At 60.4% G+C, this 20676-nt stretch carries 22 protein-coding genes and 1 pseudogene; 6 read left to right on the top strand and 17 right to left on the bottom strand.

Features of this window, described 5'->3' with window-relative positions; genetic code table 11:
* The 9 genes and pseudogenes from GTP46_RS21670 to GTP46_RS21630 all read right to left on the bottom strand — a co-directional run.
* Window positions 1-542, bottom strand: a pseudogene (locus GTP46_RS21670) (flagellar hook-length control protein FliK); the annotation flags it as partial.
* A 14-nt stretch (window positions 543-556) separates the two neighbouring features.
* Complete coding sequence (locus tag GTP46_RS21665; RefSeq protein WP_161008697.1) at window positions 557-886, bottom strand: flagellar protein FliT; 330 nt, start codon at window positions 884-886, stop codon at window positions 557-559.
* A 3-nt stretch (window positions 887-889) separates the two neighbouring features.
* The gene (gene fliS / locus GTP46_RS21660; RefSeq protein WP_161008696.1) at window positions 890-1327 is read right to left on the bottom strand and encodes a flagellar export chaperone FliS; all 438 of its coding nucleotides are present in this window, start codon (window positions 1325-1327) and stop codon (window positions 890-892) included.
* A gap of 28 nt (window positions 1328-1355) precedes the next feature.
* Window positions 1356-4040, bottom strand: coding sequence for a flagellar filament capping protein FliD (fliD, locus tag GTP46_RS30405; RefSeq protein WP_161008695.1), 2685 nt, complete (start codon window positions 4038-4040; stop codon window positions 1356-1358).
* A 205-nt stretch (window positions 4041-4245) separates the two neighbouring features.
* The gene (locus tag GTP46_RS21650) at window positions 4246-4629 is read right to left on the bottom strand and encodes a flagellar protein FlaG (protein WP_161008694.1); all 384 of its coding nucleotides are present in this window, start codon (window positions 4627-4629) and stop codon (window positions 4246-4248) included.
* 91 nt (window positions 4630-4720) lie between these two features.
* Entirely contained in the window at window positions 4721-6283 is a 1563-nt protein-coding gene (locus GTP46_RS21645) for a flagellin N-terminal helical domain-containing protein (RefSeq protein ID WP_161008693.1), read from the bottom strand.
* Between the two features lie 303 nt (window positions 6284-6586).
* Entirely contained in the window at window positions 6587-8179 is a 1593-nt protein-coding gene (locus GTP46_RS21640) for a GGDEF domain-containing protein (protein WP_161008692.1), read from the bottom strand.
* A gap of 126 nt (window positions 8180-8305) precedes the next feature.
* Window positions 8306-8953: a response regulator gene (locus GTP46_RS21635; RefSeq protein ID WP_161008691.1), complete on the bottom strand. Its 648-nt coding sequence runs from the start codon at window positions 8951-8953 to the stop codon at window positions 8306-8308.
* Between the two features lie 13 nt (window positions 8954-8966).
* Window positions 8967-10145, bottom strand: a complete 1179-nt coding sequence (locus GTP46_RS21630) for a sensor histidine kinase (RefSeq protein ID WP_161008690.1) — start codon at window positions 10143-10145, stop codon at window positions 8967-8969.
* Window positions 10146-10183: 38 nt separating this feature from the next.
* On the opposite strand from GTP46_RS21630, the gene greB reads away from it, so the two are divergent.
* The 3 genes from greB to GTP46_RS21615 all read left to right on the top strand — a co-directional run bounded on the left by greB (window position 10184) and on the right by GTP46_RS21615 (window position 12308).
* Window positions 10184-10750: a transcription elongation factor GreB gene (gene greB / locus GTP46_RS21625; protein ID WP_161008689.1), complete on the top strand. Its 567-nt coding sequence runs from the start codon at window positions 10184-10186 to the stop codon at window positions 10748-10750.
* 13 nt (window positions 10751-10763) lie between these two features.
* The gene (locus GTP46_RS21620) at window positions 10764-11606 is read left to right on the top strand and encodes a hypothetical protein (protein WP_161008688.1); all 843 of its coding nucleotides are present in this window, start codon (window positions 10764-10766) and stop codon (window positions 11604-11606) included.
* Window positions 11607-11669: 63 nt separating this feature from the next.
* On the top strand, window positions 11670-12308 hold the full coding sequence (locus tag GTP46_RS21615) for a transposase (RefSeq protein WP_161008687.1): 639 nt from the start codon (window positions 11670-11672) through the stop codon (window positions 12306-12308).
* Window positions 12309-12376: 68 nt separating this feature from the next.
* On the opposite strand, the gene GTP46_RS21610 is transcribed toward GTP46_RS21615, so the two are convergent.
* The 4 genes from GTP46_RS21610 to GTP46_RS21595 all read right to left on the bottom strand — a co-directional run bounded on the left by GTP46_RS21610 (window position 12377) and on the right by GTP46_RS21595 (window position 16494).
* A complete protein-coding gene (locus tag GTP46_RS21610) occupies window positions 12377-14713 on the bottom strand; it encodes a RelA/SpoT family protein (RefSeq protein ID WP_161008686.1) in 2337 nt (778 codons plus the stop codon).
* Window positions 14714-14794: 81 nt separating this feature from the next.
* Window positions 14795-14998: a DNA-directed RNA polymerase subunit omega gene (gene rpoZ / locus GTP46_RS21605; RefSeq protein ID WP_154359737.1), complete on the bottom strand. Its 204-nt coding sequence runs from the start codon at window positions 14996-14998 to the stop codon at window positions 14795-14797.
* 29 nt (window positions 14999-15027) lie between these two features.
* Window positions 15028-15666 (bottom strand): guanylate kinase, encoded by a 639-nt coding sequence (gene gmk / locus GTP46_RS21600; RefSeq protein WP_161008685.1) that lies wholly within the window; start codon window positions 15664-15666, stop codon window positions 15028-15030.
* An 84-nt stretch (window positions 15667-15750) separates the two neighbouring features.
* Window positions 15751-16494, bottom strand: a complete 744-nt coding sequence (locus tag GTP46_RS21595; protein ID WP_161008684.1) for a DUF72 domain-containing protein — start codon at window positions 16492-16494, stop codon at window positions 15751-15753.
* Between the two features lie 97 nt (window positions 16495-16591).
* Between GTP46_RS21595 and GTP46_RS21590 the strand changes: the two genes are divergently transcribed.
* Window positions 16592-17056: an FKBP-type peptidyl-prolyl cis-trans isomerase gene (locus GTP46_RS21590; protein WP_229259048.1), complete on the top strand. Its 465-nt coding sequence runs from the start codon at window positions 16592-16594 to the stop codon at window positions 17054-17056.
* Window positions 17057-17117: 61 nt separating this feature from the next.
* Window positions 17118-17405, top strand: a complete 288-nt coding sequence (locus tag GTP46_RS21585) for a putative quinol monooxygenase (protein WP_161008683.1) — start codon at window positions 17118-17120, stop codon at window positions 17403-17405.
* Here GTP46_RS21585 and GTP46_RS21580 read toward each other — a convergent pair.
* From GTP46_RS21580 to GTP46_RS21565, 4 genes are all read right to left on the bottom strand, one after another.
* Window positions 17397-17816, bottom strand: a complete 420-nt coding sequence (locus GTP46_RS21580; RefSeq protein ID WP_161008682.1) for a type II toxin-antitoxin system VapC family toxin — start codon at window positions 17814-17816, stop codon at window positions 17397-17399. The genes GTP46_RS21585 and GTP46_RS21580 overlap by 9 nt on opposite strands.
* On the bottom strand, window positions 17813-18070 hold the full coding sequence (locus tag GTP46_RS21575) for a type II toxin-antitoxin system Phd/YefM family antitoxin (RefSeq protein ID WP_161008681.1): 258 nt from the start codon (window positions 18068-18070) through the stop codon (window positions 17813-17815). Before GTP46_RS21575 ends, GTP46_RS21580 begins: the two co-directional genes overlap by 4 nt.
* Window positions 18071-18135: 65 nt before the next feature.
* Window positions 18136-18531, bottom strand: a complete 396-nt coding sequence (locus GTP46_RS21570; protein ID WP_161008680.1) for a nuclear transport factor 2 family protein — start codon at window positions 18529-18531, stop codon at window positions 18136-18138.
* A gap of 139 nt (window positions 18532-18670) precedes the next feature.
* Complete coding sequence (locus tag GTP46_RS21565; protein ID WP_161008710.1) at window positions 18671-19561, bottom strand: YicC/YloC family endoribonuclease; 891 nt, start codon at window positions 19559-19561, stop codon at window positions 18671-18673.
* Between the two features lie 89 nt (window positions 19562-19650).
* On the opposite strand from GTP46_RS21565, the gene GTP46_RS21560 reads away from it, so the two are divergent.
* Complete coding sequence (locus GTP46_RS21560; protein WP_161008679.1) at window positions 19651-20658, top strand: serine/threonine protein kinase; 1008 nt, start codon at window positions 19651-19653, stop codon at window positions 20656-20658.
* Window positions 20659-20676 lie beyond the last annotated feature (18 nt).

Raw genomic sequence — 20676 nt, 5'->3', positions numbered from 1 at the left:
CCGCTGGCCGGGGCACCGGGTAAGCCGGGTTTGAGCTGGCCGGGAGCGGCATCGGCGTCGGCCGCCGTTTCCGCACCGGCGGCGCCAGCAGGTGTGCCAGGTGCGCCTTGGGTTGCGCCGCTGGCCGGTTTGCCGCTGCCGGGGACGTACACTGCGGAACCTTGCGACGGCAGGCTGGCGGCGGGCTCGCCGCCCTCGGTGAGGCCGGCTTCGCTGTACAGCACGGTCGGGGTACTGCCCGGCGGATTATTCCCGAGCTGGAAAGTAGGGCGCGGCTGGGCGCTGAGCACGGTCAGCGGCACCTGGCTACCGACTTGGGTATCGCCCGGCAGCATCATGCGCACGGCGTTTTCGGCTACCTTGACCAGGTAGCTACCGTCCTGCAGTTTGGACATGACCTCGGCCGGCACAGTCTGTCCGACCAAGCTTTGCAGCGCGCGCTGGAAGGCCGCCTGGCGGCCATCGCCAATGGCGGCGACAGCACCGGCCCCATCCGCCGAACTAACCGGCGTGACGATGGCGGCGTCCAGGCGCGGCAACATGGCGCGCGCCTGCTTTAGACGCTACCGTAGGCGGTGACGACGCGCCGCTCAGTGCCGGTGGAGTTGATCAGTTTGGACAATTGCGCCATCCACGGCATGGTCAGGTCGCGGATCTGGCGGTCGGCGTTGAGCATCTGGCGTATCAGGTCGATTTTCCGTTCGCGCTCGGCGCCCGTCATGGGTTGCTGTGCTTCCTGCTCGCGCAGCGCCTGCACGTGGGCCGCGCAACGCTGCTCCAGCAAGACCAGGGCGTCCCAGTCGCTGCGGCTGGCGGCTTGCACCATCTGCTCGGTCAGGTCGGCCATCGCGGCGTACACGGATAAAACATCTTGAATCGTCATCATAAATCAGGCGCTCGCGAGGTTGTTAGTGGGTTGAATGCCGGTAGCGGCAGGGGTGTCGGCGATCGCGTTCCAGGCGTCGCGCAACTCGGTCAGCAAACGCTGCACTTCTTCGATGATGCTGGGATCGTTGTTGAGGTTGGCCGTCAGCAGGCGTGCGCTCATGTATTCGTACAACGCATCCAGGCCTTCGGCGATTTCGCCGCCGGCTTTCTTGTCGAGTGCGGCGCGCAGGCCGCTGTCGATGATCATGATGGCCTTGGAAATGGACTTGCCCTTCTCGCCGATATTGCCGGCGCGCATGCCGGTCAGGGCGCTGCTGAGCGCGACCAGCGCGCCGTCGAACAGCATCACGATCAGCTTGTGGGGACTGGCGGCAACCACGCCGGTTTCCATGCCAACTTTGGCATAGGCGTTGACACCAGTTTGTCGAGATCCGAACATACTTTATCTCCTGTTTAATCGTTTGCGGTCAGGCTTTGGACAAAGCCGCAAACTGCTGCGTCAAGAACGACGCGGTGGTATTCATGCTGGCGATCGAGGTGTCGAGCGCCGAGTATTGCGCGCGGTAACGCGCTTCGATGTCGGTCAGGCGTGAGCTGAAGGCGTCGCGCTGCTTTTGCACATCCTTGACGCTGTTGTTCAAGCCGGTGGTGCGGCTGGCAATCGCGCCGCTGCTGCCGAGGTAGCCGGCCGCTAGCGTGTTGAGCTGGTAGGCATAACCCTGCGAGAAGCCGAAGCTGCCGCGCGAACCGGTGGTGTCGCCGGCGATCGTCAGCTTCAAGCCATCGACTGGGGCGCCAGGCGCGCCGGTCAGGGTCTGGCCGTCGCCGGTGGCGGTGTAGCCGCCGATGGTGCCAGCCACGTCCTTGCCGTCGACCGGGGCGCCGCTGCCGAACACGGTGGACAGGTCGGTGCCGCCGGTGCTGATGATGTGAATATTCGACTTGGAGCCATAGCGCGTCGAGGCCAGCTTCAGCGTGCCATCATCGCCTATCGTGGCGGTCACCGTGGCGCCGTTGTTGGAAAACGCGCTGACGCCGTTGATCGACGATTGCAGCAGCGTTGCCATCTGCGACGGGTTGTAGGTGCCCGCCGGCAGGGTGATGGTGGCGGTGTTGTTGATATTGGATGGCACGGTGTCATTCAGCGTGACGGTCCAGGTAGTGTCGGCATCGATGGTGGTTTCGGCCGGCAGTGGCGTGGTGCCTTGCAACACGCCTTGGGTCGCCAGCTGGCTGATGTTGATGGCGTATTCGCCGGCCTGGGTCTTGGTGGTCGAACTGGCAAACTTGACGTCCGGGTCAGTGCCGCGGCCAACCGCCGCGAACAGGCCGGCAATATCGTTGAACTTGTTGTTGATCGCGCTTTGCAGCTTGGCATTGTCCAGTGTCAGCGAGCCGTCCTTCTGGAACGAGACGCCGATTTGCGACAAGTTGGTCAGGCTGGTGCCCTGCAGTCCGGTAATTGAAGAGCTCATCTGGCGCCGCACCGATGCTTGCAGGTTGCGCACGGTGGAGTCGCCCAGCAGCGGACCACCGGTCTTGGAGTCGGCATTGTAGGCGCTGAGCTGGACGATCTGGCTGTTCAGGTCGTTGTAGGCCTTGACGAAGGTGTTGACCGAGGTGGTCAGCGAGCTGCTGTCCTTGGCCACGCTCAGGGTCGAGGTGCCGGTCTTGAGCGCGCTGATGCTGACGCCGGCAATCGCGCCGCTGATGCTGGTGCTGGAGCTGGTTACAGCAATGCCGTTGACGGTCGCTTGCGTGTCCAGCGCCGAGGCCTTCTGGCTCAGATTCTGGGTGCCGGACGGATCGTAGGCCAGCAGCGAGACCAGGTCGGGGTCGGGCGGGTTGCCGCTGGAGCCGGCCAGCGTGATCTTCATGGTCGAACTCTGGCCGGTGGCGCTGGAGGTCAGGATCAGGTGGTTCGGGGTGGCGCCGGTGCCGGACGAACCGTCCGACACGATGCTGGCGGTGACCCCGAAGTTGCCCTTGTTGATGGCATCCATGATGCCCTGCAGCGTATTGTTCGAGCTGTCGATCACGATGTTGCCGCTGGTGCGGCTGGCGTCGGCGGTAAAGCCGGCGCCCAGGTAAGCGCCGCCCACGCCGGCGGTAAAGCCGGCGCCGGCCGGGTTGGTGCCGCCCACGCTGATCGGGCTGCCATCGGCTGCCACCAGCGTGATCGAGCCGACTGCGGTGGTGCTGGAACCAATGTTGGCGGCGCCGCTGTTGCCGATACCGCCGGTGACGCTGCCGGTGACGTTTTCCGCGATGGCGATATTGCTGCCGTCCGGATTGGTGAATTGCAGCGTGCCATCGGCAGCGGTGCCAGTGACGGTGATATTGGCGTCGGCCAGCGCGCGCGCGACGGCGGTATTGCCAGTCAGCGCCGCATCAATGGACGCAGCGGAGACGCCGCTGCCGCCGGCCACGCCGGTGGCTTGGGCCGCAATTTCCACACCGCCGACCGTCAGCGAATAGGTGCCGCCGCCGCTGGTGTCGACGCTGCCAAAGGTCGAGGCGCCGCTGCTGCCAAACAAGGTGGCGCTGGACACGGTGGCCGAGGGCTTGGCCGAGACGCCGGTGGTGGTGCTTTTGGCGTTGATGGCGTCGGCCAGCAGGCGCGCGCTGCGGGTGGTGCCGTCGGTGGCGATGGTGGTGTTATTGATGGTGATCGAGCCCGGCGTCAAACCGCCGGAGCTCAGGCTGGCGCCCAGCTGGGTGCCGGTGATGCCGAAGGTGCCGCCGCTGACGGTGCCGAGCGAGAAGTTAATCGTGGTTTTGTTACCCAGGCCGACGGCCGAGGTGGTGCTCTTGTAGCCGCCCGAGGCCAGCGTTTGCGCCTGCGCCAGCTGGGTGATGTTGACCCGGTAGCTGCCGGGCTGGGCCGTGCTGGAAGCGGTGGCAGTCATCACGCTGGTGTCGCTGGGGGTGCTCAGCAGCGACTGGAAGCTGTTGACCGAGGTCAGGCTCGAGAGCGAGGACTGGAACGTGCCCAGCGCGCTCGACAGGTTGCCGAAGGCGGAGACCTGCGCCAGGTAGCTGGCTGACTTCTTGTCGTAATCTGCCAGTGGTGCAGACTCCACCGCCATCAGTTTGCTGACGATGGTATTGACGTCGATGCCTGAGCCGATGCCGGGAGAAGAGATGCCCACGTTGTACTCCTATGTAAAGCAATAATATAAGACAATATCGGCAGAATCAAACCGGACTTGAGAGGGGAGAAAACCCGCCAGTTCAGGCAAAGCTGAAAAAACAGGCAGCGGCACGGCCGGGTAGTGGCAAGCGAGGCAGGGCGGCGCTCCCGGAGTCAGGATGCCACAGAAGAGAAAAAAGCGGCGCGCACGAGGCGCGGCCGCTTCAGGCGGTTTGCGAGATCAGCAGACCGGTGCTGGATTTCGATTCCAGCGATTTGGCAATTTCCAGCGCTTCCGGCGACGGAATCTGGCGCAGGACTTCCTTGGTACTCTGGTCGATCACTTTCACCACGGTACGCTTGGTGTCGGTGTCCACCGAGAACTCCAGCCCCTGCGAGTTGGCCTGGGCCGACTTGTTGAGCTGCGACACGGCTTCGTTGACCTGGTCCAGTGTCGGAACGGCAGCGTTGGCCTTGACGGCGTTGGCCGTTTCGACTGCGGTGGCCGGTGCGCGTGCCGCGCCCTGCGCCACGGCGGCGTCGGAACTGACCGGGCTGCGGTCGGCGGTACGGGCGGTAGACACAGAGCCTATGCTATCGATAGTCATGATGCTTCCTTTACGAAAAATCCCCGACTGATGAAATCAGCCGGGGAACCAGTTGAAGGCGGCGTTTGCGGCGCCGTCTTATCCCCGGATTTTAGCCACGCAGCAGCGACAGCACGCCGTTTGGCAACGAGTTAGCTTGCGCCAGGATCGCGGTACCAGCCTGTTGCAGGATCTGGCCACGGGTCATGTTGGCGGTTTCCGTTGCGAAGTCGGTATCTTGAATACGGCTACGCGATGCGGACAAGTTTTCGGTCGTGGTGTTCAGGTTCGAAATCGTCGACGCGAAACGGTTCTGGATCGCACCCAGTGCTGCACGGTTGCTGTTGATCTGGTTCAGGGCCGAGTCGATGGATTTCAGTGCTGCATTCGAACCGTCCACGGTCGACACGTCCAGCTTGGCCACCGATTGCAGATCCGAGCCGGCCGAAACGTTGACGATGTCGGTGCCGGTATCGGACTTCAGGGTGAAGCCGCTGTCCGACGAGAACGACAGGCCACCGCCGACCACCGAAGCGACGCCGCCGGTAGCGACGCCAGCAGCGAAGGTGGTCACGTTGCCGCTGACGGCCGCCGTGGCGCCACTGGCAGGCTTGTCGGCGCCGCGCAGTTGCGAGGTTGCCAGCTGGTCGTTGGTGGCGGTGTTGGTGTTGACGATGCTGATATCCGCACCCGACGCGTTGGTCAGCTTGACTTCCTTGAAGCCGGAGGTCGTGTTGGTCACCACAGAGGCGCTGATGCCAGTGGTGCCGACTTGGGCGTTGATCGCCTGGGCCAGACCCGACAGGTCGCCGCCCTTGACTTGGGCCGAGATGGTGACGGCGGTCGAGTTAGCGTCCGATTCCACCGAGTTGTCGCCGCGCAGCTGGAACTGGAAGGAGCCGTCGGCGATGGCATTGGTGCCGGTGCCGGTAATGGTGGCGGTGGTGACGGCGGTGGCGGTCACGCCGCTCGAATTGGACAGCGCGTTGACGCTGGCGGCAATTTTCTTGGCGCTTTCGTTGGCATCGACTTTGACGTTGGTGGTGGTGCCGGTACCCGAGGTGAAGGTCAGGTTCTGCGCGGTGATGGCGTTGAGGCCGGTACCGGTGGTCGACGACGCCGAGTTGGCGGCGGTGCCATCCAGCACCGAGTTCAGCGTGTTGTTGCCGATGTCGGTCGCTTTCGCCGACTGGATGCCGACGTTGATGGTCTGGCCGGAGTTGGCGCCGACCTGGAACTGCGACGCGGTCAGTGAGCCGTCCAGCACGTTCTGGCCGTTGAACTGGGTGGTGGTGGCCACACGGTTCAACTCGCTGGACAGGGCCGATACCTCGTTCTGGATCGATTTACGGTCGGAATCGGAGTTGGTGCCGTTAGCGGACTGAACTGCCAGTTCGCGGATACGCTGCAGCAGATCGCCGGCGGTGCTCAAGCCACCCTCGGCCGTTTGAGCCAGCGAGATACCGTCGTTGGCGTTACGCGCAGCCGTGGTATTGCCGCGAATTTGCGACGTGAAACGCTCCGAAATCGCCAGACCTGCAGCGTCGTCTTTTGCGCTGTTGATGCGCAGACCGGACGACAGGCGTTGCATGGAGGTCTGCAGCGATGCTTGCGAGGAGGTCAGATTACGTTGCGAATTCAGCGAAGCAATATTAGTGTTAATGACTTGTGCCATGATGTTTCTCCAAACTGGTACGACTTATTGTGGGCCGGGTGCCTCAGATCACCTTGGTCTGCTTCCGTGTTCCGAAGCAATCAAACCGCAGTTATTCCCTGTAACGGGTTCCCGCATGGAAAGTTTAGGGAGAAAAGGCAGGAAAATTTTTGCCTTCAGGGCTAAAGTTCGCTATGCATGAGCGTCTAAACGACGTTTAAAAATGAAACTTTAGGGTAAAAATAAATTTATTTATTGCAGTGACATGGGCAAAAAAAATGCCCGGCGCAGGGGCCGGGCACTGTGTTGAGAGGGAGCAGGGGCTTAGTCGGCCACCACCACCCGGTTCTTGCCCGTCTGCTTGGCAGTGTACATGGCCTTGTCGGCGCGCTTGACCAGCTCGGTTTGTTCCTCATTTGGGCGGCGCAGGGCCACGCCGGCCGAGAAGGTGATCAGCACCTTCTCGTTATCGTGCAGGAAGAAGTGCTTGGTCAGCTCGCGCTGCAGGCGGGTCATGGTGGAGGCGGCGGCTTCAACCGTGGTTTCCGGCATCAGGATCAGGAATTCCTCGCCGCCGAAACGGGCGATCACGTCCATCGAGCGCAGCGTGTCCTTGACGATTTTCACCAAATGCTTGAGTGCGGCGTCGCCGGCGATGTGGCCGTAGGTGTCGTTGAGCTTTTTGAAGTCGTCCAGGTCCAGCACGGCAATGCACAGCGGCGTGCCGCGGCGGTCGGAGCGCGCGGTTTCGCGTTCGAACACATCGTCCAGGCCGCGGCGGTTCAGGCTGCCGGTCAGCTGGTCTTCGCGCACCAGTTCGCTCAAGTGCTGCAGTTTGGCTTCCAGGGTGTGGATGCGCGCTTCGGCATCCTGCACTTCCTGCTTGGCCAGCATCATCTTGTCGCGCGCCTTGAGCGCTTCGCTCTGCACCAGGCGGGTTTCTTTCAGCACCTCGTCGAGGATGCTGTTGAGTTCGGAGATATTGTCGGCCTTGCTGATCTTTTCCGAGTAGCCGCCGATTTTCTCATGGAAGTCGCCGGTCGAGGCCGCCACTTGGCCGAGGCGGTCGATAAAGGTCATCATCATATTCTTGACGGTGAGCTTGACGTCCGACAGGCTGTGCTTGAGCTGGCCCTGCTTGTAAATGACTTCCTTCAGGCTGCGGGTAGCCTCTTCCAGCGCACGGACGTCGAGCGGGCCGGCGATCAGGTTTTGCACCGCCTCGATCTGGCCGCGCAGCCAGCTGTCGTCGTCCAGCAGCTCGCTGACGTTTTCCAGCAGCAGCTTGAACAGGCGCAGCAGCAGCTCTTGCTGCTCGCCGCTGTCGCCGCCGCGTACTTCGATCTGGTAGCACAGCTGCTTCAGGCGCACGGCGATCTCGGCCAGCGCTTCCTCGCTGTGGGCCAGCTTGGTGGCAGCGCCCAGCGATTCGGCTTCGGCTGCCAGCACCGGCGCGCCGGCCAGCAGCGAGGCCACGGCAAAGGTCAGGGTGCGGCTCAGCAGGTCGCGCAGGCTGCGGGTCTGTTCGTTTTCCTCGCCCGGCATGCCGGCCACTTCGATGCCTTTTTTCGGCACCACCATGTGCTTTTCCACCAGCTGCGACAAGGCGCGCGCATAGCCGTCCCAGTCGCGCGACTTGACAGCGCGGTTGAAGCGACGGCCGAACTCGGCGAGGTCGCCGGTGTTTTCGGTCATGCGGTTGGCAAACTGGCTGAGTACCGATTCCGGGCCGGGATCGGCGCTGCCTAGCGGTGCCGGGGCAGCGGCGGCCGGTTCGGCGACGACGCCGGCAATTTCGTTATAAATATCGCGATAAGCTTCCGGCGTCGGCGCGATACGGCGCACCGCCAGGCGTCGGAACGCTTCGCGTGCAATGTCGGCCGGATTTTGCTCGGGAGTGTTAGGTTTGCTGGACATAGTGACGCGCGGGCCTCTTCAGGAATTACCAATTATGGCAATGATAAGCCTGCTGTCTCCCAAGCAATACTTCGATAAGCGGCGGGAAGGTGGCTTTCATCTGAGTATGACTATCTTAACCTTTGCTCATTCAATGAGCTGGTTTTTAATCGCGTAGTGCGTCAGTTCCGCACTATTTTTCAGTTTCATTTTAACCAAAAGGCGGGCCCGGTACTCGCTTACCGTCTTGACCGACAGCGACAGCTCCTTGGCGATCACGCCCACCGTCTTGCCGGAGGCGATCATGGTCAGGGTCTGGTACTCGCGGTCGGACAGGGTTTCGTGCAGCGGCGCCTCGTGGTCGTCGTTGACGTGGTTGGCCAGTTCCTGCGCCAGGGCGGCGCTGATGTACTTCAGGTTGCCCGCCACCTGGCGGATCGCTGTCACCAGCTCCTTCGGTGCGCTTTGCTTGGTGAGATAGCCAGCCGCACCCGCTTTCAGCGCGCGGATGGCGTACTGGTCCTCGCGGTGCATGGACAGCATCAGCACTGCCAGCTCCGGCTTTTCCTTCTTGATTTGCTTGAGCACTTCGATGCCGTTACGGTCCGGCAGCGAGATATCGAGCAACATCACCTGGCACTCGGACTTGCGGAACAGTTTGATAGCGTCCAGTCCGTTTTCGGCTTCGCCCGCGACCACGATGTCGCGCGTCTCCGCCAGAATCTGCTTCAAGCCTTCTCGCACAATGGCGTGGTCATCCGCGATGAAGACCTTGATGATGGCTTTTTCTGTCATGAATCCCTACACATTATTTCGTCGTGGAAATGTTTTCTTCCGCTATTGTAGCGCCAGCGGCGGCAGCGATGAGGCTATCGCGTACCGTATCGCGCTTTATTTTGATGGCAACCACCGTGCCGCCGCCATTGGCGTGGCTTAGCGTCAACGTGCCGCCCAATGCGCGGGCCCGTTCGGCCATGCCGCGCAGGCCGAAAGAGTCGGGTTTGGCGCGGTCGGCCTGGCGGATGCCGCTGCCGTTGTCGGCGATTTTCAGGCTGACGTGATGGCGCAGCCGCGCCAGCTTGACGGTCACCTTGCTGGCGTGCGCGTGCTTGGCGATATTGGTCAGCGCTTCTTGCGCGATGCGGAACAGGGCGGTGGCCTGGTCGTTGTCGAGGCCGATGTCGCGGTGGTTGGTGCTGAAGCTGCTGTGGATGCCGGTTTGCTTGTCGAACTCCTTGACCTGCCACTCCAGCGCCGCCACCAGCCCGAGGTCCAGCAGCGCCGGGCGCAAGTCCAGCGAAATGCGGTGGATGGCTTCGATGGTGCGGTCGACCAGCGCATCGACGTAATCGGTTTTCTCCTGCAGCGCCGGATCGGCGCCGTCCAGCCGCGCCGCCAGCATGGCCACCGCCATCTTGATGGCAGTCAGGTTGCCGCCCAGCTCATCGTGGATTTCACGGGCGATGCGGGTGCGCTCCTGTTCCTTGACGCGGTCGGTGTGGGCAGTCAGCTCGGCCAGGCGAGTGCGCGAACGCCGCACTTCCTCCTGCTCCACTTTGCTGTCCGTGATATTGGTCATGATGCCGTCCCAGCGCACCGCGCCGTCCGGCAGCGCATGCGGCGTGCAGCGCAGGTTGATCCACTTGACGTCCTTCCACGCATCGACCCAGATACGGCCTTCCCAGTTCCAGCTCCACAGCGCGGTCGCCGAGGCGTGCATGGCGTCGCGGTAGGACGGGCGGTCGTCTTCGAGGATCAACTCAAGGAAGCGCTGCGGATGGGCGTGCAGGTCGGCAGCGGTCAGGCCCAGCAAGGCCTGGCAGCCGTCGCTCAGGTAGGGGAAGCTGACCGCGCCATCGGCGTGCAGCACGAACTGGTACACCAGTCCTGGCGTGTTGGAAACGATGGCGGCAAAGCGCGCACGCACCTGCTCCAGTTCGGCTAACAGGGACTGGCTGTCGCTGGGGATGGGGACGGCTGCATTCATGGCATCTATGATACGTGAAAGCCATTACAATAAGCGGCATGAATAAAGCATTTGTCAAAGAAGCAGAGGGAGACGAGGACGACGAAGCCGCCGCGCTGGCGTTGGCGATTCCGGCTGGCTCCAAGAATTACATCCGTCCCGAAGGCTACCAGCGCATCAAGGATGAGCTGCTGCAGCTGATCGATGTCGACCGGCCGGAAGTGGTGCGCATCGTGCACTGGGCTGCGTCCAACGGCGACCGCTCGGAAAACGGCGACTACATCTACGGCAAGCGCCGCCTGCGCGAAATCGATCGCCGCATCCGCTTCCTGACCAAGCGCATGGACTCGGCTGCCATTGTCGATCCGAGCGTGCACCATGGCAGCGACCAGGTGTTTTTTGGCGCCACCGTTACTTATAGCAACCAGCATGGCGAGGAGCGCACCATCACCATCGTCGGCATTGATGAGCTGGATCCGCTGAACGGCAAGATCAGCTGGGTGGCGCCGGTGGCGCGGGCGCTGACCAAGGCGAGGGAGGGCGACACCATCACCTTCCAAGCGCCCAACGGCGTGGAAGAACTGGACATCCTGGAGGTGCGTTATCCTGCGCCAGTCGCCGATTAAGTTTGCATGCGGCTTGCTGGCGCTGCTGGGCTGGCAGGATGCGGCGTGGGCGCTCGATACCTATGTGCTCGACATGAGCTCGAGCAAATCGAGTTTCAGCGACAGCCATACCTTGCGGCTGGTGACGGCTGCACTCGAAGCGTCGAGCGCCAAATACGGTGCGTATGAATTCCGCGTGGCGCCGCTGCGCATGGAGCGCGACCGGCTGCTGCAGGAAATGCTCAAGGGCGAGCTGGTCAACCTGAGCGGGCAGGTGACGTCGCAGGAGTGGGAGCAAAAGCTGATCCCGATCCGCATCCCGATCGACAAAGGGATATCGTGCTACCGCATCGCGCTGATCGACGGCCGCAACCAGGATTTATTCAGTACCGTGCGCTCGCTGGAGCAACTGAGGACTTTCACGCTGGGCACGGGGCGGCAGTGGAGTTTGACTGCGACCTACAAACAGGCTGGCTTCAAGGTGGTGGAGGGAGCGACTTCGGCCGGTCTGCATAGCATGCTGGCGGCGGGGCGTTTCCAGTATTTTCCACGCGCGATAGACGAGGCGATTTACGAGCAGGCCGCCTATGTGCCCAACTTTCCGACCTTGAGCGTGGAGCGCAGCTTCGCGCTGTACGTCCCATCGCCGCGCTACTTCTTTTTGGGCGGCGGACAAAAGCGATTGGCGCAGCGGCTGGAATACGGCATGCAGCAGCTGATTGCAGATGGCCGCTTCGACCATCTATTCCACGAATTCTACGACGGCCTGATCGACAAAGCCGGCCTGCGCAAGCGCCGCATTTTCCGTGTCGATAACCCGCTGCTCTCTCCGCAAACCCCGCTATCCAACAAGGCGTACTGGTACAGCCCTTATTGAGCTGGGTCAGAACCAGGCTCCCACAGGCTTGCTAATTTGGCGAGACACTTTGGGAGAGATGCCATGCCTCGACATTCACGTTTGGTATTGCCGGCAGTTCCGTTGCATGTGATTCAGCGCGGGCATGACAGGCAGAGGTGCTTTTTTGTTGATGATGATTTTGTTGAGTTTCGACAGTGGTTGCATGAGGAGACGGTGATTGCGCGGTGCGAGGTGCATGCCTATGTGCTGATGAGTAATCATGTGCATTTGCTGGTGAGCGTGGAGGATGCCAGGCAACTAGCTGCGATGATGAAAGGTGTGACGCAGAAGTATGCGCAGTACTTCAATCATCGGCATCAGACGACGGGGTCGCCGTGGGATGGGCGGTATAAGAGTTGTCTGGTGCAGACGGAGGGGTATTTGCTGGCCTGCCAGCGGTATATTGAAATGAACCCGGTGAGGGCTGGGATGGTGCGATTCCCGGGGAACTATAAGTGGTCAAGCTACCGTTCAAATGCGGAGGGAAGGCATGATGCGTTGCTGACGCCGCATTCGGTGTACCGGCGTCTGGGAATGAATGACAACGAGCGGCGGCAGGCGTATTTGAGACTATTTCAGGAAACCCTCACCCCTATGCAGATTGCAGAAATTCGTGCCGCAGCGAATGGGAATGGGATGTTAGGGGATAAGGGGTGGGGCGCATCCAACCCACGACCTTAGCGATACGCACGCGTTACCACTTAGGGGTCTGACCCCGTACGGGGTCAGACCCCGCGTGGCAGTGCGGGTTAACTGCGCTCGCGCAGGATGCGGTTGACGCCTGCCACGCGGCGCACATTGCGCAGCAGGCCTGCCAGATGCACACGGTCCTTCACCTGGATGGTGAAGCGCAACTGGTGCAGCACGTGTTCTTTGTCCTCGTCCATGCCGACGAAGGTGATGTTGGCATCCGATTCGCCAATCTCCGCCGCCACGCGCGCCAAGATACCTTTCTCGTTGTTGATCAGCAGCTTGATGCGGCTGTCGAAACGGCGGTTCAGTTCCGTGCCCCACTTGACGGCGATCCAGCGGTCCGGTTCCTTGGTCTTCTGGCGCTTGGCTAGCTGGCAGTCGGCCGTGTGCACCAGCAGACCCTGATCACGGCGCAGCTGGCCAATAATCGAATCACCCGGGATCGGCAAACAGCACGGCGCCAGCTGCACCGACACACCTTCGCTACCGCAAATAGTGACCGGGTCCAGTTCAGCCGCGCTATTGTGATCAATCGGCGCGCTAGCCGACTCGCCGCCGCGCAAGCCAAAGATATGCCGCGCCACCAGCGCCGCCATGCGCTTGCCGACGCCGATATCGGCATACAGCTCGTCCAGCGATTTGGCGCTCGATTCCTTCAGCAGGCGCTCGACCAGATGATCTTCCAGCTCCGGGGGCACGCCGAGCGACGTCAGTGCCTGCGACAGCAGCTGGTCGCCCAGCGCAATCGACTCCGGCAGATTAATCGTGCGCAGGTGGTGGCGAATCGCCGAGCGCGCTTTACCCGTGCGCACAAACGACAGCCAGCTCGGGCTAGGCCGCGAAGCCGAATCCGTCACAATCTCAACGATATCGCCATTACGCAGCTCAGTGCGCAGCGACGCCGGCTCATTATTAATCGTGACCGACACCGTATGATCGCCAATGCCAGTGTGGATGGCATACGCAAAGTCAATCGGCGTCGCTCCGCGCGGCAGCGCGATGATTTTCGATTTCGGCGTGAACACGTAGACCGAATCGGGGAACAAGTCGACCTTGACGTGTTCCAGGAACTCAGCCGAGTCGCCAGTCTGCTGCTGGATATCCAACAGCGATTGCAGCCACGCGTGGGTACGCTGCTGCAAGTCCGACATATTCGCTTCGCCATTCTTGTACAGCCAGTGCGCCGCCACGCCCGATTCGGCAGTGCGATGCATTTCCTGGGTGCGGATCTGGAACTCGACCGGCGTGCCGTATGGACCAATCAGCGTGGTGTGCAGCGACTGGTAGCCATTCAGCTTGCGGATCGCAATGTAATCCTTGAACTTGCCCGGCATCGGCTTATACAGCGAGTGCAGGGTGCCCAGCGCCACGTAGCAATTCGGGAAGCTGTCGACCACCACGCGGAAGCCGTACACGTCCAGCACCTGCGAGAACGACAGGTGCTTGCTACGCATTTTCTTGTAGATGCCGTACAGCGTCTTCTCGCGGCCATACACCTCGGCCTCGATATTCGCCATCGACAGCGTGTTTTTCACCGACTCCAGGATCTTCTTGACCACCTCACGGCGATTGCCGCGCGCCGCCTTCACGGCCTTGCCCAGCGTGCGATAGCGCAGCGGGAACAGGTGGGCGAACGACAGGTCCTGCAATTCGCGGTAGATATTGTTCAGGCCGAGACGGTGTGCAATCGGCACATACACTTCCATGGTCTCTTTGGAGATGCGGGCCTTGGCGGCCGGCTTCATCACATCCATGGTGCGCATATTGTGCAGGCGGTCGGCCAGCTTGATCAGGATCACGCGCACGTCCGAGGCCATGGCCAGCAGCATCTTGCGGAAGTTTTCCGCTTGCGCTTCGATCTGGCTTTGGAACTCGATTTTTTCCAGCTTGGACAGACCATCCACCAGATTCGCTACCGGAGCGCCAAAGCGCTCGATCAGCTCTTCCTTCTTGACGTCCTGGTCTTCCATCACATCATGCAGCAGCGCGGCCATGATGGCTTGCGCGTCCAGCTTCCAATCGGCGCAGATTTCGGCCACGGCAATCGGATGCGAGATGTAAGGCTCGCCCGACTTGCGCAGTTGCCCAAGGTGCATTTCGTCCGAAAAGCGATACGCTTCCTTGACCTTTTTGAGGTCGGCAGCGTTCATGTATTCAGCCAGTTTTTCAGACAGATGAGACACCGACGCAACACCGGCCGTCAGGGCAGGAGGCGTGGCCAGAGGCGACGAAGAAATCACAGGTGGAGCAGGAGGGGAGGCAGGTGGTGCGGACAGAGCTTCAGTGCTATCGCTGGCTGCAGGCCCGGACATGACTTTAGCCGGCTTGCTGGCCGGCTTTTTCGCCTTGGCAGGCTTGTCACTCAGAGTAGGATCTGCAGGAATCAGATTCATACGTTCGCGTTCCGTCTCGATGAGAATGTTTCACTACTACTATACCGCATCATTCACATTGTTCGGGAACGCGGTCCCAACTTACATTGGGACTTTTTTCAACATTTCCAGACCGACTTTGCCGGCAGCGATTTCACGCAGGGCGACAACGGTAGGTTTATCCTTGGCTTCCACCTTAGGGGTGTGGCCTTGCAACAGCTGACGTGCGCGGTAGGTTGCGGCCAGGGTCAGCTGGAAACGGTTAGGTATGCTCTTCAGACAATCTTCAATCGTAATGCGGGCCATCTATAACTCCTAAAATCTTGTGTATTTATTTATTCAGCGTGGATGCCCAGTTGGGCAAAGAGCGAGGCGCTGCGCGCCGCTTGTTGCGCAAACCGGCAACGGGCCGCTCGGACGATCGCTGTCAGTTCCGACAGCGCTACGTCGAATTCTTCGTTGATAATAGCATACTCGAACTCGGGGGCGTGGGCGATTTCGCCGCCCGCCGCCAGCAGGCGCTTGGTGATCACGTGCGGCTCATCCGTCGCACGTTTGTACAGGCGTTCTTCCAGCGCTGCGATGGATGGCGGCAGGATGAAAATGCCGGCCGCTTGCGGGAACAGTTTCTTGACCTGGCGGGCGCCTTGCCAGTCGATTTCCAGCAGCACGTCGGTGCCGGATTTCATCTGGTCTTCCACCATCAGGCGCGAGGTACCGTAGTAGTTGCCGTGTACTTCCGCCCACTCCAGGAACTCGCCCTGTTTGGTGCGTGCGACGAAATCTTCCGCCGTGGTGAAGTAGTATTCCTTGCCGTGGGTTTCGCCCGGACGCGGCGCGCGGGTGGTGGTGGAAATCGACAGCTTGATGGTCGGTTCCTGGGCCAGCAGCGCGTTGACCAGCGTGGACTTGCCGGCGCCGGACGGCGCAGCGACAACGAACAGGCTGCCCGAGAAGGCGTTGGTTGAGCTCATGGTTGATCTTTCAAAAACGTCAGCGGGCGATATTTTCCGTCGCCCAAAGATGTATTTTACCAAGAGCAACGGCGGGAGTTCAATTTACAACAAGGAGAGGAAATGCTGCGCTGCGGCAGGCGCGCGCTCCTTGGCGCCGTTGATGAAGTAGATGTAGGCCTTGCCGGACTTGCTTTGCTGCTGCCACTGCTGTGCTTGCGCGACCCATTTCTTCAAGGCTGGCTTGGTGTAGCCGGTTTCGACATCACTTTGCGCGTTCATCAGGCGGGCGTAGGTGAATTCGCCAGTGAGCTCGGTGAAATTGGGATATTTCGGTGAATCGGTGATGACGGTGGCGACCTTGTATTTGCGCGCCAGCTTGAGGTAGTCGTCGCTCAGGAAGCTGTCGTGGCGGGCGTCCAGCACGTGCTGCAGTTTGCGTGTGCCGAGTTTGGCGGGCAGCAGTTTGAAGAAGGCTTCCAGGTCGTCGGGGTCGAATTGCTTGGTGTTCGCCAGCTGCCACAGGATGGGGCCGAGTTTGTCGCCCAGTTCGGTGAGGCCGCTATCCATGAAACGCTCGATTGATTCGCCAGCTTCGGCCAGCACCTTGCGGTTGGTGGCGTAGCGTGTGGCTTTCACGGAGAAGACGAAATCGTCGGGCGTTTTGGCGGCCCAGCTGGCGAAGTGTTCGGGCTTGGCGGTGCGGTAGAAGGTGCCGTTGATTTCGATGCTGGTCAGTTGTGAGCTGGCATATTCAAGCTGCTTTTTAACCGGCACGTCTTTCGGATAAAACGTCTCGCGCCACGGTGCGAAGTCCCAACCGCCGATGCCGACTCTAATCTGCGCCATCTTCCATCTCCTATGGGTATTGATGCCTCAGTCTACACGGGATTGATCTGCTACACTGCGGCCCCGTTATTCAAATAAAACATCCAACAAGGAGATTATGAAATCTACGTTTCAAATGATTGCAGCCGCCGTGTGCGCGGTCGCACTGGTGGCTTGCGGCGGCGGTGGCGGCGACAGCTCGACTTCCTCTCCAGCGGCAGGTGTGCAACCACCGACCGCGCTCAAGATTGAAGACCAAGTGATCGGCACCGGCGCCGAGGCAGCCACCGGCAAAACGGCTTCCGTGCGTTACACCGGCTATCTGTTTGATGGCAGCCGCAGCGATCTGCGCGGCACCAAGTTCGACAGCAATGTCGGCACTGGCAGCCTGTTCAGCTTTGTGGTGAACGCCAATCCGTTGCAAGTGATCTCTGGTTTTAACAGCGGTGTGCTTGGCATGAAGGTGGGCGGCAAGCGCGTCGTCACCATTCCGCCGTCGTTGGGCTATGGCGCCTCGGGCTTCTCCAGCATTCCGGGCAACGCCACCTTGATCTTCGAGATCGAACTGGTAGCGGTCAACTGACCGCCTGCGGCATATCCTGTGTCCTGATAGTATCGGGGTTTAATTCCACACAGGATATGCCATGAAAGACCTGATCATCGTCGCCACCATCACTGCCAAAGAAGGCCACGAAGTGCTGGTGCGTGAAGCGTTGGAGCGCATCGTGCCGCCAAGCCGCGCCGAAGCCGGCTGCATCCGCTACGATCTGCACATCGACCTGGGCAACCACGCCAGCTTCATCATGCTCGAAGCCTGGCGCGACGAAGCCGCGCTGGCCGAACACGAAGCCACGCCGCACTTCCAGGAACTCCTCAAATCCGTCGGCGGCAAAGCCGACGTACAAATCCTCAAGCTGAACCAACTAGTGTAACCAAGGATTGAGCGCGGGTACACCAGTCGATTCAAAGTCACTCACGTTGCGAGTAACCACAGTCAAATCGTGGACAAGCGCTGTCGCGGCGATCAAAGCATCTGCCCAAGGACGGCTTTGATCGACATGCAGCGCGGCGCTTTGCTGCGCAATGGCTGTGTCAACAGGGATAATTCGACCGGCATATGAGATTAGTATTTGATTTTGAAGCCAGTAGCGCAACGAGTCACCACCGACTGCGTTGCGTCGTGCCAGCAGTAAGATGCCGAGCTCTAACTCGTGAATAGTAATCGCCGACAGGTGCTGTGGACTGGCATCGACGCTGAGTTTCCAACGAACGACATTGGGATGTGCCTTGCCTGCGGCCTTCCTCAACTCAGATACGATATTGGTGTCGAGCAGATATGTCATGACAAATCTGCTCCCCGCGCTATTTCTGCTGAACGTGGCGGATCGAAGTCAATGTTAGCAGCCAATTCTGGCACGGAAAGTAGCTCGGCCATATTGCTGTGCTCTCGAATAAGACGTTGGTAGTCCTTAAAATTCAGGAGTACGTAACTCGTTTGGCCCTGCTCTGTCACGAACACTGGGCCGTTGATGACGGCTTTGGCTGGTTTATTGAACTGCTGATTAAATTCCCGGGAGGACAGAGTTGTGCTCGTCATGATGGCACCTCGTTTGGCTGTAGTTCTAAGCTACTACAGGCAACGAGGTACATCAAGCAAGCGGGTCAGTCAGGGGTGAAGGCTTGGGACGCGGCGTAGGTGTCGAGGGCTTCGCGCAGGAGTTGGATTTTGCCGTCTTTGGCGACCAAGCGGCCGGCGTAGGTTTGTTTGTAGAGCTTGCCGGTCGAGAGGACTTTGGCTTCGACGCTGTATTCGCCGAAGGCCTGGTCTGCGGTTTCGATCAACAGCTGCACGTTGTGAAAGCGGAACTCGGGCACGTTTTTTAGCAGGCCGCCGATGAAGGCTGCGATGGCGGCGGGACCTACAGCGCGGGCGTTGATGCCCAGCGAAGACAGCGAAGGCAGTTCCAGTACGCCGTCATCGGCAAACAAGGCCGCAGCGACGGCAGGGTCCTGAATATTATCGAGGTAGGCGGTCAGTAATTGGCTGGCGTTTTTCATGATGTCGCTTTCAAAAAGAAGTTGGAGTGACACCACTGTAGCGCTACATCATTGTTGGATAAATCCGCTAATCGCAAAAGCTTTATTCATATGAGTGAATAATCTGGGCGTAAAAAAAAGGAGCCGGAGCTCCTTTGTTTTATTCGAGGTTCTGAACCTGTTCCCGCATCTGTTCGATCAGCAGTTTCAGCTCCATCGAAGCGTCGGCCAGTTCCTTCACCGAGGCTTTGGCGCCGAGGGTGTTGGCTTCGCGGTTCAGCTCCTGCATCATGAAGTCCAGGCGCTTGCCGACCTGGCCGCCTTTTTTCAGGATGTGGCGCGTCTCGGTCAGGTGCGCCGACAGGCGGCCCAGTTCTTCCGCCACGTCGATACGGATGCCGTACAAAATCACTTCCTGGCGTATCCGCTCCAGCGCATCCTGGCGCGACAGCGCCGAATTCGAGCCTTGGCAAGCCAGGCCCAGCGCATCCTGCATGCGTTCCACTGCCTTTTGCTGGAACGCTGCCACTACTTGCGGAATCAGCGGCGTGATGCGCTTGACGATGCCTTCCATCGCTTCAATCCGCGACACCAGCATGGCTTCCAGCGCCGCGCCTTCGCGCTGACGACTGTGCACGAACGCTTCCACGGTGCGCGCGGTGAGGGTGGCCACGTCAGCCTGCAGCGACTCCTGGCCGATTTGCGCTTCTTCGATCACGCCCGGCCAGCGCAGTAGTTCAGCTACTGACATCGTTTGCACACCGGCGAACAAGCCAGCGACTTCGCTCTGCAAGCGTTGTAATTCGGTTAATAGGGGCAGATTCAGCGCCTGCGTACCTGTGGTGGCGGCTTTGCGGCCAAAACTCAGTCGCAGTTCGACTTTGCCGCGGGTGATGGCGGCCATGATCGCCGCGCGTAAATCGGGTTCAAGCGCACGCAAATCGTCGTTTATTCGGAACTGCAAGTCCAAAAACCGTGAGTTCACACTCTTGATTTCAATGGTCAAAGTTCCCGCCGCACTTTCACTGGTGGCGACCGCGTAGCCCGTCATGCTGGAAATGCTCAATGGATATCCCCGATTTAATCTTTACAAAACAGTGATTTATCCACACAATCCGGGATGTCGAGGCGAGGAACCCTATGGCTGCACAAAACAACGCCCCCCTACCGGATGGTCTGGAAATTGCTGGATATCGCATTGTAAAGAAAATTGCGTCCGGTGGGTTCAGTATTGTTTACCTTGCCTACGATACCGAGGGCGTGGCGGTCGCAATCAAGGAATATTTGCCTAGTTCTTTGGCACTGCGGCAGGACGGCGAGCTGGTGCCGGCCGTCTCCAAAGCCAATCTTGCCGTGTTCCGCATTGGGCTCAAGTGCTTTTTCGAGGAAGGCCGGGCGCTGGCCCGCATCTCGCATCCGAATGTTGTAAGCGTGCTCAATTTCTTCCGTGCGCACGAAACGGTTTATATGGTTATGGCCTACGAGTCCGGCCATTCGCTGCAGGAGTATATCCAGCGCCAGCGCGGCAAGGGAGTTAAAGTAGGTGAACTTTTTATCCGCACTATCTTCACGCAAGCGGTGAAAGGCCTGCGTGAAGTCCACGCCAACAAGCTGCTACACCTCGACCTCAAGCCCGCCAACATCTACCTGCGCACCGACGGCACGCCGATGCTGCTGGACTTCGGCGCCGCGCGCCAGACCATCAACACCGACATGCCGACGCTGACGCCGATGTACACGCCCGGCTTCGCGCCGCCCGAGCTGTACGCCAAGACCGGCATGGGACCGTGGACCGATATCTACAGTATTGGCGCCTCCATGTTCGCCTGCATGGTCGGCTCGCCGCCGCAGCCTGCCGACCAGCGCAAGATCGAGGACAAGATGGCCGGGCACTTTGAAAAACTGGAAGGCCAGTACTCGCCAGAGCTGGTGCAGCTGGTGCGCTGGTGTTTACAGCTCGAACCGTTGGACCGTCCGCAAAGCCTGTTCGCCTTGCAGAAGGTGCTGCAAGCGAAACCGCCGGTGGTCGCGCCGCCAACGCCACAGCCACAAAGCGTGATGGACAAGCTGCGTGGACTGGTGGGGCGTTTGGGCGGCGGCAGTGGCGGCGCCGCGCGCGCCAAGGCTGGTCCGGATACGCTGGTCTGACTTTAGAAGGACTGAATC

It is taken from the genome of Duganella flavida, assembly GCF_009857445.1.
Taxonomy (GTDB): Bacteria; Pseudomonadota; Gammaproteobacteria; order Burkholderiales; family Burkholderiaceae_D; genus Rugamonas; species Rugamonas flavida.
This window is presented reverse-complemented; position numbering and strand designations above follow the sequence as displayed.

What these genes read in the sequence shown, in the direction of transcription:
- GTP46_RS21665 (WP_161008697.1), bottom strand. Translation starts at nt 886, where the DNA reads ATGATGACGATTCAAGATGTTTTATCCGTGTACGCCGCGATGGCCGAC.
- fliS (WP_161008696.1), bottom strand. Translation starts at nt 1,327, where the DNA reads ATGTTCGGATCTCGACAAACTGGTGTCAACGCCTATGCCAAAGTTGGC.
- GTP46_RS21650 (WP_161008694.1), bottom strand. Translation starts at nt 4,629, where the DNA reads ATGACTATCGATAGCATAGGCTCTGTGTCTACCGCCCGTACCGCCGAC.
- GTP46_RS21645 (WP_161008693.1), bottom strand. Translation starts at nt 6,283, where the DNA reads ATGGCACAAGTCATTAACACTAATATTGCTTCGCTGAATTCGCAACGT.
- GTP46_RS21640 (WP_161008692.1), bottom strand. Translation starts at nt 8,179, where the DNA reads ATGTCCAGCAAACCTAACACTCCCGAGCAAAATCCGGCCGACATTGCA.
- GTP46_RS21635 (WP_161008691.1), bottom strand. Translation starts at nt 8,953, where the DNA reads ATGACAGAAAAAGCCATCATCAAGGTCTTCATCGCGGATGACCACGCC.
- GTP46_RS21630 (WP_161008690.1), bottom strand. Translation starts at nt 10,145, where the DNA reads ATGAATGCAGCCGTCCCCATCCCCAGCGACAGCCAGTCCCTGTTAGCC.
- greB (WP_161008689.1), top strand. Translation starts at nt 10,184, where the DNA reads ATGAATAAAGCATTTGTCAAAGAAGCAGAGGGAGACGAGGACGACGAA.
- GTP46_RS21615 (WP_161008687.1), top strand. Translation starts at nt 11,670, where the DNA reads ATGCCTCGACATTCACGTTTGGTATTGCCGGCAGTTCCGTTGCATGTG.
- GTP46_RS21610 (WP_161008686.1), bottom strand. Translation starts at nt 14,713, where the DNA reads ATGAATCTGATTCCTGCAGATCCTACTCTGAGTGACAAGCCTGCCAAG.
- rpoZ (WP_154359737.1), bottom strand. Translation starts at nt 14,998, where the DNA reads ATGGCCCGCATTACGATTGAAGATTGTCTGAAGAGCATACCTAACCGT.
- gmk (WP_161008685.1), bottom strand. Translation starts at nt 15,666, where the DNA reads ATGAGCTCAACCAACGCCTTCTCGGGCAGCCTGTTCGTTGTCGCTGCG.
- GTP46_RS21595 (WP_161008684.1), bottom strand. Translation starts at nt 16,494, where the DNA reads ATGGCGCAGATTAGAGTCGGCATCGGCGGTTGGGACTTCGCACCGTGG.
- GTP46_RS21590 (WP_229259048.1), top strand. Translation starts at nt 16,592, where the DNA reads ATGAAATCTACGTTTCAAATGATTGCAGCCGCCGTGTGCGCGGTCGCA.
- GTP46_RS21585 (WP_161008683.1), top strand. Translation starts at nt 17,118, where the DNA reads ATGAAAGACCTGATCATCGTCGCCACCATCACTGCCAAAGAAGGCCAC.
- GTP46_RS21580 (WP_161008682.1), bottom strand. Translation starts at nt 17,816, where the DNA reads ATGACATATCTGCTCGACACCAATATCGTATCTGAGTTGAGGAAGGCC.
- GTP46_RS21575 (WP_161008681.1), bottom strand. Translation starts at nt 18,070, where the DNA reads ATGACGAGCACAACTCTGTCCTCCCGGGAATTTAATCAGCAGTTCAAT.
- GTP46_RS21570 (WP_161008680.1), bottom strand. Translation starts at nt 18,531, where the DNA reads ATGAAAAACGCCAGCCAATTACTGACCGCCTACCTCGATAATATTCAG.
- GTP46_RS21565 (WP_161008710.1), bottom strand. Translation starts at nt 19,561, where the DNA reads ATGACGGGCTACGCGGTCGCCACCAGTGAAAGTGCGGCGGGAACTTTG.
- GTP46_RS21560 (WP_161008679.1), top strand. Translation starts at nt 19,651, where the DNA reads ATGGCTGCACAAAACAACGCCCCCCTACCGGATGGTCTGGAAATTGCT.